Below are 13,048 nucleotides of genomic sequence, written 5' to 3' on the forward strand. Positions count from 1 at the left end.
CGGGCCGTCGTTAGGATTTTCTTTCAATCAGACACGATGCTTCCCGGCCGGCCAAGTGTTGCAGACGTGCGTTGGCAAGACGATTGCGTCACGGCGCGATCTGGCATATACAAACGGTATATACAAGGAGCCTTCGCTATGCCCCAGCGCCGCCATTCAACAATGCGACCGAAAGAGGCAACAACGCCACCGAAAGAGGCGAAGCTGTTTCGCAATAATCGCAGCCAGGCGGTGCGCATTCCTGTCGAGTTTGAGCTCCCCGGCGAAAAGGTCTTGATCAGCCGTGAAGGCGACCGCTTGGTCATCGAGCCGGTCCGCAAACCTGGCCTCTCGGCACTGCTCGCGCAATGGGCGAAAGAGCCGCCGCTCGGCCCCGAGGAAGACTTCCCCGAAATCGACGATGTGCCTGTCACATCCGAGGAATTTTTTTAATGCGGTTCATGCTGGACACGAACATTATCAGCGACATGATCCGGAACCCGGCAGGCAGAGCCGCCAGCGCCCTCCTGCGCATGGGGGACGCCGCCGTGTGTACCAGCATCGTGGTCGCCTCGGAACTTCGATATGGCTGCGTCAGGAAGGGATCGGCCAAGCTGCTCAAGAAGGTCGAGGAATTGCTGGCTGAGATTCCTGTCCTGCCGCTCGATGTGCCGGTAGATGCCGAGTACGGCGCCATTCGCGCGGAGCTGGAACGCATCGGCCGGACCATTCGCCAGAACGACCTTTTTATTGCTGCCCACGCCTACGCACTGGGCACTACCCTGGTGACGGCCAACACGGCAGAGTTCAACCGCATCAAAGGCCTGAAGGTCGAGAACTGGCTGGTGTAGGGCCGGATAGAGGATCAAGGAGCCGGAAAAAGCTTCCAGCGCCGCGGCCTGAACGCCACCCGGCTTTTCTGCGCCGCCGGATGGTCGACAGGCAGCTCGATCTCGACCCGCTGGCGCTCGCCGCCGATTTCGAGTTCCACCCGTCTGGTGCCGGCGACGCGGCGGCTGGCGGCGACCGTGCCGGCGATGCAGCCGTTGCATTCGTCCACCAAGTCGACATCGTGCGGGCGGAAGAACAGCGTTGCTTCGCCTTGCGGTGCGTGCGGCGCGGACAGCCCGATCGGGCGGTCGGCGATCCAGACCTGACCGTCCTCGACCTTGACGGGAAGCGCGCTGGATTCACCGATGAAGCCGTAGACGAAGGGCGAGTTCGGCGTGTCGTAGATTTCGTCGGCGGTGCCGACCTGCTCGATGCTGCCCTGGCTCATCACAACGACGCGGTCGGCAAGCTCGAGCGCTTCTTCCTGGTCATGGGTGACAAAGACCGTGGTGTGGCCGGTAGCGTCGTGGATGTCGCGCAGCCAGCGGCGTAACTCGCGGCGGACCTGGGCGTCAAGCGCGCCGAACGGCTCGTCGAGCAAAAGCACGGCCGGTTCGATCGCCATCGCGCGGGCAAGCGCTACGCGCTGGCGCTGGCCGCCCGAGAGCTGCGCCGGATAGCGCTTTTCCAAGCCGGAAAGCTGGACGAGGTCGAGAAGCTCGGAGGCACGGCGGCGGATTTCCTGCGCCGACGGACGTGACGGCCCGTGCCGGACCTTTAAGCCGAAGCCGATATTGTCGGCCACCGTCATATGGCGAAACAGGGCATAATGCTGGAAAACAAAGCCGACATTGCGCTCCTGGATCGACTTTTGCGACGCATCCTCCTCGCCGAAGAAGATCTTTCCTTTCGTCGGCCGCTCCAGCCCGGCTATCAGCCTGAGCAGCGTCGTCTTGCCGGAGCCCGAGGGCCCGAGCAGCGCGATCAGCTCGCCGGACTTGATGTCGAGCGAAACGTCGTGCAGCGCCGGAAACCGCTCAAACTCCTTGCGCACGTTGGCAACGCGAACTTCCATCAACCGTCCCTTTTTTGTCGATGCATGTCGTTGTCCCAAAACCGCTACACACTTTTGGGCGACATGCATTTAGTGTCCGCGCGTCGCGGCGAGCTCGGCGCCGTAGCGCATCTCGAGAAGTGTTTTCAAGACCAGCGTGACGAGCGCCAGGCCCGCAAGCAGTGAAGCGACGGTGAAGGCGGCTGCGGCATTATACTCGTTATAGAGGATTTCGACATGCAGCGGCATGGTGTTGGTCAGTCCGCGTATGTGGCCCGACACGACGGAGACCGCGCCGAACTCGCCCATGGCGCGGGCATTGCACAAAAGCACGCCGTAGAGCAGCCCCCATTTGACGTTGGGCAGCGTTACGTACCAGAAAGCCTGCCAGCCATTGGCGCCGAGCGACAGCGCTGCCTCCTCGTCACCATTGCCCTGTTCCTGCATCAAGGGGATCAATTCGCGGGCGACGAAGGGGAAGGTGACGAAGATGGTAGCGAGCACGATGCCCGGCACGGCAAACAGGATGACGATGCCATGCGCCTTCAGCCAGCCGCCGAGCAGGCCCTGCGCGCCGAACAAAAGCACATAGACCAGGCCGGAAATGACCGGTGAGACCGAAAACGGCAGGTCGATGAGCGTGGTCAGGAAGGCCTTGCCCTTGAACTCGAACTTGGCGATGGCCCAAGCGGCGGAGATGCCGAAGACGATGTTGAGTGGCACCGAGATCGCCGCCACCAGCAGTGTCAGGTGGATCGCCGAGCGCGTGTCTGGGTTGGTCAGCGCCTCGGTGTAAGCGCTGAGGCCCTTTGCGAAGGCTTCGTTGAAGACGACGATCAGCGGCAAGAGCAGGAAAATGCCGAGGAAGGCAAAGGTCACGATCATCAGCACGGCTTTCGCCGGGCGGCTTTCGGTCACTGCCGCCGACTGGCTTTCGTGGTGTGGTGCGTAGGATTTGATCTCCGGATCAGCCATAGCGCTTGCGGCTCCACGTCTGCACCAGATTGATGACCAGCAGCATCACGAACGACAAAGCGAGCATGATTGCCGCGATCGCGGTCGCCGCCGCGTAATTATATTCCTCCAGCCGGATGACGATCAGAAGCGGCGCGATCTCGGATTTGTAGGGCAGATTGCCGGCGATGAAAATGACGGAGCCGTACTCGCCGACACCGCGTGCGAAAGCCAACGCGAAACCGGTGACGATCGCGGGCGCCAGGCCCGGAAGCAGAACCCGGGCGATGGTCTGGAAGCGATTGGCGCCGAGCGTGGCGGCCACTTCCTCCACCTCCTTGTCGATCTCCTCCATGATCGGCTGGACAGTGCGCACGACGAAGGGCAGGCCGATGAAGATCAGCGCGATGACGATGCCGAGCGGCGTGTAGGCGACCTTGATGCCGAGCGGCGCCAGCAGGCTGCCGAGCCAGCCATTCGGCGCGTAGAGCGTGGTCAGCGCGATGCCGGCCACCGCCGTCGGCAGTGCGAAGGGCAGGTCGACCATGGCATCGACGATGCGGCGGCCCGGAAAGTTGTAGCGCACCAGCACCCAGGCGACGATCGTGCCGAAGACGACATTGACGGAAGCGGCAATAAAGGCCGTGCCGAAGCTGATTTCAAGCGCATTGATGGTGCGGCGGTCGGTGGCGATCGCCCAGAAATCGGTCCAGCCGAGCGCGGCCGATCGCCAGATCAGCCCCGACAGGGGAATAAGGATGATGAGCGTGAGGTAGGCAAGAGAGAAGCCGAGCGTCAATCCGAAACCCGGAATGACGCTCGGCTGTCTGAACCGCCACCCCGCTTTTGCGGGTGCTGTGGTCATATCGTCCTGATCTAGAGTCTGGCTTACTGCGCTATTGGGCCGGCTTATAGATCTGGTCGAATATACCACCGTCGCCGAAATGGTAAGGCTGCGCCTTCTTCCAACCGCCAAAAAGTGGATCGTCGATGGTGATCAGCTTGATCTCAGGCAGTTTGGCGAGGTCCTCCGCCGGTACCAAATCGGGCTTCGACGGGCGATAGTGGTTCTTGGCGATCAGCGTCTGGCCTTCTTTGGAATAGAGATAGCTCAGATAGGCTTCGGCGACTTTTCGCGTGCCCTTGGCATCGACATTGGCGTCGACCACGGCGACCGGCGGCTCGGCCAGGATCGAGGTCGGCGGGTAGACGATGTCGAAATTGTCGGCACCGAATTCGTCGAGCGCCAGATAGGCCTCGTTCTCCCAGGCCAGCAGCACGTCACCCAGGCCTTTTTGCGCGAAGGTCACGGTCGCACCGCGCGCACCGGTGTCGAGCACCGGAACATGAGCGTACAGATTGCCGACGAATTCCTTGGTCTTAGCGTCGTCGCCGCCATCCTTGGCGTTGGCATAGGCCCAGGCGGCGAGATAGTTCCAGCGTGCACCACCCGAGGTCTTGGGGTTCGGCGTGATCACCTGGACGTCGTCTTTGACCAGATCGCCCCAGTCCTTGATGCCTTTCGGATTGCCCTTGCGGACGAGGAAGACGATGGTCGAGGTGTAGGGCGCCGAATTGTTCTCGAATTTGGTCCGCCAGTCGGGATTGATCTTCTTCGATTTCTCGACGATGGCGTTGATGTCGCCTTCGAGCGCCAGCGTCACCACGTCGGCGTCGAGGCCGTCGATCACGGCGCGGGCCTGCGCGCCCGACCCGCCATGTGACTGCTGGACGGTTATCGTCTCACCGGTCTCGGCCTTCCAGTGGGCGGCAAAAGCCTCGTCGAATTGCTTGTAAAGCTCACGCGTCGGGTCATACGACACGTTGAGGATGGTGGTATCGGCAAACGCGAAACCGAGCGTGCCGAACTGGACAGATGTGGCGACCAGTGCGCCGAGCAGTTTCCTGAAATGAGGATTGGTCATTTCTGCCTCCGTTGAGATCACCTCAATCTACCGAATTAGTAGAAATTAGATGCATTCAAAGTTGCTTTTTTCGGCCTTTTGAAGCAATTTTGCGCCAGCTTTCGGCCTCACGAAGAAATTCTTTCCTCGCAACGCCGCTATGCGGAATCCGAGCACATGAAGCGATCTATCTAGAGGCAGGTCGCGCCTCGGCAATGGCTGGATGTGGTGCGAGCGGTGGCTGCCGAAAGAGTTGCAAGGAGACGGCGACCTTGCGGAAGACGCGCTTCGGTGCCTCGGAACAGGCATGGGCAAGTATCCTGCTAACCGCCGACCGCGTGGAAGCCAATTACCTGAATCGCTTGGCGCATTCTATTCAACGAACACTTTCACGCTAGCCGCACGCCCGGCCGCGTCAATGACGGTCAGGGTCGAATAGCCGGCGCCGTCCGGCTGCCAGGTCGCGGTGCGCCGCCGGTCGAGGCCGACCAGCGGCTTGCCGTTGGCCAGCCAGCGGAACGGGGCGCGGCCATCTTGCAGCTTCAGCACCAGTGGCGTGGCGTCGGCGGCGGTGGCGCCGAGATCGACGTGGGCGCCGTCGGGCGGAAAGACGATCGTCGGCGCGGGCTCGGTCGGCGTTGCCTGGACCAGGCCGTCGGCGCCAGAGCCGAAGCGCGCCAATGTCACCGGCAGATCGTCGCGCCTGGATCTGATGACGCCGGCCGGCTGGCTTGGCAGCGGCACGGCAGCCAGGCCGGAGCGGACAAAGCCCTCGAACAGGATCGGTGCGGCCGAGACATAGCCGGACAGGCCGGGCACCGCGCCGGCGTCGGGACGGCCGACCCAGACACCCAGTACGTAGCGCCCGTCGAAGCCGACCGACCAGGCATCGCGGTAGCCGTAGGAAGTGCCGGTCTTGTAGGCGATGCCGCGCTGGGCGGCGCCCTCGGGCGGCTTGACGCCAGACAATATGTCGGTGATCTGCCAGTTCGCCTGATCGTCGAGGATGGTAGCGGTGGAGCGCTCGGTATTTGCTGGCTCGGTGCCGTCATGCAGCGTGTGTGCCTTGCCGCCATTGGCGAGCCCGGCATAGAGCTGGACGAGGTCGCGCAGCGTCACGCCGACGCCGCCGAGGCCGATGGCGAGACCCGGCGCCTTGTTGGCGGGCAGGATCGGCGTGACGCCGGCCTGCCGGAAGCGCGCGAGCAGCCGCGCCGGCCCGACCGCGTCGAGCACACTAATCGCCGGCACGTTGAGCGACAGCTGCAGCGCCTGCCTAATGCTGACGTCGCCCTGATGGCCCATGTCGAAATTCGTCGGCCGATAGCCGGAGAAATCCGTCGGCCTGTCATCGATCAGCGTTTCCTGCGCCACCAATCCCTGCTCGAAGGCGAGCCCGTAGATGAACGGCTTCAGCGTCGAACCGGGCGAGCGGACGATCCTGGTCATATCGATCCAGCCGGAGCGGCTGGCGTCGAAATAGTCGGCAGAGCCCACTTCGCCGAGGATGTCGCCGGTGCGGGCGTCGGCCAGCACCATGGCGACGGACAAGCGGGGGCCGAGCTTGGTTGCGGCATCCCTGGCCACCTGTTCCAGCCCTTCCTGGACGCTTTTGCGGATCGTAAGCCGCAGCTTCTGGCCTGCGACGGCCCTGGGCAGCACTGCATAAGCGGCGTGGGCGGCAAGTGCCGGCAGCGGGCGGCGGATGGCGGGAACGTCGTCGAGCGCGGCACGTGCAGCCTCGCGCTCGCCGAGCAGGCCTGATGAGACCATGCGCGTCAGCACCCGGTCGCGGGCGGCGAGGGCGATTGCCAGGTTGCGGTCGGGCCGGCGCTTTTCCGGCAGTTGCGGCAGCGCGACGAGCAGAGCCGCCTCCGAGACGGTCAGCCGCTTCGGCTCCTTGCCGAAATAGGCCAGCGAGGCGGCGCGCACGCCTTCGAGATTGCCGCCATAGGGCGCCAGCGTCAAATAGCGTTCGAGGATCTCGCGCTTGCTGAGCCGCCGCTCGATCTGCAGGGAACGCAGCAGCTGCTTGAGCTTGGAGCCGAATCTGCGGCTGTCGCGCGGTTCGGTCAGCCGGGCGAACTGCATCGACAGCGTCGAGCCGCCGGAGACGATATGGCCATTGGTCACGAACTGGCCGGCGGCGCGGGCCAGCGCCAACACGTCGACGCCTTGATGGTCCCAGAAGCGCTTGTCCTCGTAAGTCACCAGCATCTCGACGAACTGTCTGTCGACCTGGTCGAGGCGGGTGGCGAGCCGCCAATAGCCGTCCGGCGTGGCGAAGGCCCGCAACAGCTGGCCGTCGCGGTCCTGCACTTCTGTCGATACCGTCAGCGCCGCCGGCAGCGGCGGCGGAAAGGCGCGGTCGAGCTGCCAGAGGATGGCAGCGGCGAGCGCGACGAAGCCGGCGCACCCTGCAACCCCAGTAGCGAATTTGCGAAGAATCCTCATCGAAAAAAAGATTCCCCCTCATCCGGCCGCTTCGCGGCCACCTTCTCCTCGTCCGGGAGAAGAGGCTGGCGCCGGCGCTTTCGATCTCCTCTCCCCTCGGGGAGAGGTCGACCGAGCGAAGCGGAGGTCGGGTGAGGGGGCAGCGCCATCGCCATGTTCCTGTTCGCCCCCATTGGCGCCTTACGGCGCCTTGACCTCCATCATGCCGGTGGCCGTGCGGGCCGAATATTGCGGCCGGTACATGTCCTCGACGGTTGCCGCCGGGTGGGCATAGGTGCCCGGCGTCACCGCACGCACGACATAGGCGAGCGTGATGTTGCGGTCGCCGTCGCCGTCGTTCGGATTGAAGGCGGCGACGAAACGGTCGTCGCGGAATTCGAGATGGGCGGCGTCGGTCTGGGCCAGCCAGGAGAAATTCGACAACTGGGCGCTGGAAACCAGGCCCGGATTGTCGATCTCGAAGCCGGCCGGCAGCAGATCGGTGATCACCAGCCGCGACGGCCATTTGTTCTGCTCGTAGATATTGAGCACCACGACATAGCGTTCGTTCTGGGTCGCCTGCGTGACATTGGCTTCGGTGCCGTCGAGCTTGTAGTAGGTGCGGTCGATGGTGAAGCCGTCGCCGCTGGCCGGCAGCGGCTGGATCGGTGAGGCCACCGTGGTGACGACCGCCTGCAACGGGTTGCTGCCGGTGTTGGCGACGGTCAGCGGACTGTCGGCAATGTCGCTGCCGGCGATCTGGTCCGAATAGGCGCCGGCATGCGGCGCGCCGTTGATGGTCAGCGCGATCGCATCATTGCCGGCCTTCAGGGCACGGGCCGCCAGCAGAATCCAGGACTCGTCCTGCGTGCTGGTCCATCTGACGGCGGCACGTTCCTGCGTCACCCCCTTGATCAGCGCCGGCACGATCGCCGGCACTGGCTTGGATTCGGCGGCAAGCGCCAGCATCGCCGCGCCGTCACGCAGCGGCGAGCCATAATCGGACCTGTAGTAGTCGTATGCGGAGGTCGAATTGGCCAGTTGCAGGGCGGCCTGGAAGGTGGCTTCCGAGCGCTGTGTGTCGCCATAGAGCGCTAGGCCCGCCGCCAATTGGGCGACGGCCATCGGGCTGGTAAAGGCTTCGAGCTGGGTGTCGGCGTAGTAGCGCAGATCGCCGATCGAGGCCTTCTTGTTGCGGGCCAGAACATAGAGCGCATAGGCGATCTCGCTGCCGCGATCCTTGACGTCCTGGTCATAGCCGATCGCGTTTTGCAGATTGCTCAGCGCCTGGTTCATCGCCAGGGCCGGCACGTCGTATTTCTGCTCGCGCGCCCGGGTCAGGAAGTCGGTGACATAGGCGTCGAGCCACAGGTCGCCTGAGCCCGGGCCCCACAGGCCGAAGCTGCCGGCCGAGGCCTGATAGCTCAGCACCTTGTAGATGGCGTCCTGGATGCGGCCGTGCAGGTCGGCGTCGCTGGCCATGCCGATGCCCGACGCCATCTCGTTGACATAGAGAAGCGGCATGGCGCGGCTGGTGGTCTGCTCGGCGCAGCCATAGGGGTAGCGGTCGAGCGTCATCAGCAGCGACGGCACGTCGAAGGCCGCCGCCTGTGAAACGCCGACGCTGACCGAAGCGCCGTCGAGCAGGCTTGCCGCCAGCAGCTCCTTGTCGACGCGCAGCGAGCCGCCATTGCCCTTGAGGTCGACCACCATGCGGGTGGTCACCGGCAATTGCGCCGGGCGCACCGGAACATAGAGCGTCTGCTCGACGGCGGTGCCGCCGGCATGGGCGAGCTTGATGGTGATCGAGGCGTTGCCCGGCGTCTCAGCGATCAGCGGCACGCTCAACGTTTGCCGCTTGCCCTTGGCCAGCGTCAGCTTTTCGGGCAGGGCGGCATTGCCGGTCGAAAGGTCGCCGGTGGTATCTATCGACAGCGCATAGTCGCCCTCCGGACCGTCGGCGTCGGTGACGTCAAGCCGCATGACGGCCGAATCGCCGGGCGCCAGGAAACGCGGCAGGCCGGCGGTGATCACCACCGGATCGCGCACGATCACGTCGGACTGGGCATGGCCGACCCCGTCCTTGGTCCAGGCGACGGCCATGACGCGCACGGTGCCGTTGAACTGCGGGATGTCGAAGTCGATCCGCGCCTTGGCGTCGGCGTCGAGCTGGACCGGACCGGAGAAGAAGGCGACCAGCTTTTCGGTCGGCGGGCTGCCTTGCGACTGGATGTTGGCACCGTCGCCGCCGCTGCGCAGCTTGCCGGTCGTGCCCAGCGAGCCGTCGATCAGGCGGCCGTAGAGGTCGCGTACTTCAAGGCCGAGCATGCGCTGGCCGAAGAACCAGGTCTCCGGATCCGGCACCTTGTAATTGGTCAGGTTGAGGATGCCGACATCGACGGCCGCGACCATGACATAGGCGTTGGCGCCCGGCTGCACGCCGGCCACCGAAACCGGGATCGACAGCGGCTGGCGCGGCATGGTCTTGTCCGGCGGCGTCAAGCTGACGGCGAGCTTCTTGGAGCCCGGATCGACCTTCAGCCATTTGACGCCGATGGCGCGCGCTGGCATGCGGGTTTCCTGCGCATCGCCCGGCCTGAACAGCGTTGCTGTGACATAGGCGCCGGCGCCCCAGTCGTCGCCGACCGGGATGTCGATGGTGCTGCCGCCGGCCGGCACGCTGGCGGTGACGGTCTTCAAGAGCTTGTCGGCGCCGATGGTGACGAGCAGCTCGCCGGCAAAATGCGGCGATACTTTGAGCTTGGCCACTTCGCTCGCCGCGTAATTGTCCTTGTCGAGGGCGATCTCGAGGCCATCGGGCGTTTCGGTGGTGGTGGAGCTGACATACCAGCCGGCGTCGAATTCGTAGCTGGTCGCCGGGCCTTCCGGGTCCGAGGTCTCGATCTCGAGCCGATAGCGGCCCCAGTCGACCGGCAGCGATACGGTGGCCTCGCCGTTAGCGGTCAGGTCGACCTGGCCGTTGGCCACCGACTTGGTGAAAGTGACCGGCTCATAATTCCAGGAATTGCTCGAGCGGTACCATTGGTAATTGCGTTCGACCTTGACCAGCGACCATTGCGCGCCCTGCAGCGCCTCGCGCTTGCCGTCGGGGTCGACGGCAATCAGGCCGAACTTCGCCGTGCCGCCTTGCGGCACCTCGTCGCCGTCGAAATCCGGGCGGATGCCGATCATGTGGCCCTGCGGCCGGATGGCGATGTTGAGCGAGCGTTCGACGGCGCGGCCGCCGGTCTCCCGCATCCTGACGGCAACCTTGGCGTCGACCAGCTTGGTGGTCGAGGGCAACTGGTCGACAGAAATCGGGAAGGCCGCCTTGCCGTCCTCGCCGACCACCGGCAGGCCGGTGAACGGCGTCACCGACGGTTCCGCCGACTGCTCGTCGGCGAGGCCGAAGGAATAGCCCTTGAAGCGATCCCAGTCGCGGGTGGTCGACAGCGTCAGCTCGCCCTCGAGCGCCAGCCCGGCGGCCGGCGCGCCATAAAGGAAACGGCCGTCGACGGTAACGTTGGCGGTTTCGCCCTGCGCGATCTCCTGCTTGTCGGAGGACAGGTCGAACTCGATGCGATCCGGCACGAAATCTTCGACCAGGAACATCTGGCTGGCGACCGCCGCCTGCTTGGGGTCGGTGTGGATCGCCACCGTCCAGGTGCCGCGCATGGCGTTGGGTTCGAGCGGCAGGTCGACGGCATGGCCGCCGGCCGATGCGCCGTCGCTGACGATGCGGCGGTTCTCGACGCCGTCGGGACGGGTGAAGATGAAGGTCAGCGGCAGGTTCTCGACCGCCTTGGCGGCGCCGTCGCGGGCAAGTGCTGCGACATGGACGTCCTCGCCGGCGCGGTAGATGCCGCGTTCGCTCCAGGCATAGACGTCGAGCGCGCCTGGCGCCGGACGCCCGGTGACGCCGCGATCGGAAAGATCGAAGCCGGCGCGGCCCATGTCGAGGAAGACGAAGTCGCTGTCACCCTGCTTGGCTGTCAGCACGGCCGGGACCATGCCGCCGTCGCCGCGCGTCAATCCGGGGTTGAAGACGGCGCGGCCTTCCGCGTCCGTGGTTGCGGTGCCGAGGATCTCGTTGTTCCTGGCCAGCAGCGTCAGTTCAGCGCCTGATATCGGCTTGGCGGTTCCGAGCGAACGGGCAAAGACGTGCAGCCCATCCTGCCCGGTATAGGTCGACAGGCCGATGTCGGAGACGACGAACCATTGTGTGGCGCGCGAATCATAGTCGTCGTCATTCTCGTCGACCGGTTGCGCGGTCAGCACATAGATGCCGGGCTTGCGCTGCGGCAGCGCTTCGTCGACCGGGAAGGAGGTTGTGACTTCCTTGTTCAGGTCGTTAACGATGTCGAGCTGGCCCTGCCAGACCGGTTCGCCCATCTGATTGGAAATGTTGGAGATGTCGTAGCCGTCAAGCTGGCGCAGGAACTGGTAGCCGGACAGAAGCTGGGTCAGCGAACGGTCGCCGATGCGGTAAAGCTTCATTTCAGCGGCGCTCATGTTGACGGTGACGACCGGGATGCCGCGGCGCGCGCCGGCCGGCAGCACGAAGCTGTCGCCGGTGAAACGGGCGGACGGGGCGCGGTCCTGCACATAGATCGACAGCACCACCGGGGTGGTGATCACCTCGCCGATGGCGGCTGGCAGGCCGGGGCGGAAGGTCACGTCGTAATGCTGGCCGTGCTCGAGCCCTTCGACGCAGATCTGCTTGTCTTTGGCCTCGACGCCCTTGGGGGCGGCGTTGTCGACGGTGACGAATTGCGCGTAGTCGACGCCGGTCTTGACCAGGTCTTCTGAAAACTGCGCGCAGATGCGTGGCGCGCTGGTGTCTGCGTCGACCGTGTGATCGACGACGCGGAAGCCCTTGCGCGCCTTGAGGTCCTGATAGGCGGCCGCGACCCAAGGCGAACTGACCAGCGCGAGGCTCGCTTCGTAGGCCTGCAGGGCCGGCCGAGCGAGGTCGCGGCGATCAAGCCCGTCGCCAAGCAGTGCCAGCGCTTCGGCGCGGGTTTTTGTGGTGCGCAGCAATTTGTAGGCGTTGAAGCCGGTGGAGGTGGCGTTCGCCGGCAGGGTCGACGCCTCCGGGCTGTTGGCGGTCGGCTGCACGGCAAGCGTTTCCCGCGCCAGTTCAAGCCAAAGTTGGCCATCGTCGGGCAATACCGAAACCAAAGCCTCGTATTTTTGAACGGCCAAGCGGTGGTCGCCGGCCTGCGACGCTTGCTTTGCCGCCTCCCGCAGCGTCGTCAGCCCTTCGGTGGGCTTGGTGTAGGCCGGGCCGGTGAGCCTGTTGCGGTATTGCTGGGCCTGGTCGGCGATCCAGGCGGGGAAGAAGGCGAGCTCCGGCGGCGCGCCGATATCTGGGTCGCCTTCGACGTTGACGACCTTGCCGGCGACGGCGCCCTTGAAGGGCTTCAGCGTGTTGTAGTCGGATTTGAGAAAACACCATTTGGCCTTGGGGTTGTAGGTGAAGGCGCGGCAGGCGGTATCGCCGAGACATGTCGTCGTGCACTGATTGAGGCTGACATTCTGGTCAGATCTGAGATCGAAGCCGAAATAATCGGAATTGTCCGATGTCACCACCCGGCGCGCTTCGGCCGCTTGCGCGACACTGCCCCAGGCGAAAAAGAGAAGGAAAAGAATCGACAGACCACGAGCCGCGCGCATTGCCATGACACCCCTCCGGACACTGCTTACGTTACGTCCAATTTACGTCCAGACATGTTCAAGCTTCAGTCCAGCTTGTCAACACGAGGACGCTGCAGGCTCCGCCTGCCAACGGTTTCCTTTCCGGCCGATGACCGGTAGTACCTGCATAGGACAGGGATCACGCTTTCTTGCGGCGACGCAGAAGGTGTGAATTCCAAGCCCTGTCCATTTCAGA

The 13,048-nt window shown here is 64.5% G+C and carries 8 protein-coding genes; 2 read left to right on the forward strand and 6 right to left on the reverse strand.

Translation table 11 applies throughout. The features are described from left to right. Positions 1–138: 138 nt before the first annotated feature. Both NMG70_RS31220 and NMG70_RS31225 read left to right on the forward strand, forming a co-directional pair. Positions 139–432, forward strand: coding sequence for an antitoxin (locus NMG70_RS31220; RefSeq protein WP_254028042.1), 294 nt, complete (start codon positions 139–141; stop codon positions 430–432). Beyond that, entirely contained in the window at positions 432–830 is a 399-nt protein-coding gene (locus tag NMG70_RS31225; RefSeq protein WP_254028043.1) for a type II toxin-antitoxin system VapC family toxin, read from the forward strand. The genes NMG70_RS31220 and NMG70_RS31225 overlap by 1 nt, the downstream gene beginning before the upstream one ends. Before the next feature lie 14 nt (positions 831–844). On the opposite strand, the gene NMG70_RS31230 is transcribed toward NMG70_RS31225, so the two are convergent. From NMG70_RS31230 to NMG70_RS31255, 6 genes are all read right to left on the reverse strand, one after another. After that, positions 845–1,885, reverse strand: coding sequence for a sulfate/molybdate ABC transporter ATP-binding protein (locus NMG70_RS31230; protein ID WP_254028044.1), 1,041 nt, complete (start codon positions 1,883–1,885; stop codon positions 845–847). Between the two features lie 69 nt (positions 1,886–1,954). Beyond that, complete coding sequence (cysW, locus tag NMG70_RS31235; protein WP_254028045.1) at positions 1,955–2,839, reverse strand: sulfate ABC transporter permease subunit CysW; 885 nt, start codon at positions 2,837–2,839, stop codon at positions 1,955–1,957. Next, positions 2,832–3,683 (reverse strand): sulfate ABC transporter permease subunit CysT, encoded by an 852-nt coding sequence (gene cysT / locus NMG70_RS31240; RefSeq protein WP_254028046.1) that lies wholly within the window; start codon positions 3,681–3,683, stop codon positions 2,832–2,834. Before cysT ends, cysW begins: the two co-directional genes overlap by 8 nt. A gap of 31 nt (positions 3,684–3,714) precedes the next feature. Next, a complete protein-coding gene (locus tag NMG70_RS31245) occupies positions 3,715–4,743 on the reverse strand; it encodes a sulfate ABC transporter substrate-binding protein (protein ID WP_254028047.1) in 1,029 nt (342 codons plus the stop codon). A gap of 351 nt (positions 4,744–5,094) precedes the next feature. After that, complete coding sequence (gene pbpC / locus NMG70_RS31250) at positions 5,095–7,176, reverse strand: penicillin-binding protein 1C (RefSeq protein ID WP_254028048.1); 2,082 nt, start codon at positions 7,174–7,176, stop codon at positions 5,095–5,097. Between the two features lie 180 nt (positions 7,177–7,356). Continuing rightward, the gene (locus NMG70_RS31255) at positions 7,357–12,837 is read right to left on the reverse strand and encodes an alpha-2-macroglobulin family protein (RefSeq protein ID WP_254028049.1); all 5,481 of its coding nucleotides are present in this window, start codon (positions 12,835–12,837) and stop codon (positions 7,357–7,359) included. Between the last annotated feature and the right edge of the window lie 211 nt (positions 12,838–13,048).

The organism is Mesorhizobium ventifaucium (genome assembly GCF_935822925.1).
Taxonomy (GTDB): domain Bacteria; phylum Pseudomonadota; class Alphaproteobacteria; order Rhizobiales; family Rhizobiaceae; genus Mesorhizobium; species Mesorhizobium ventifaucium.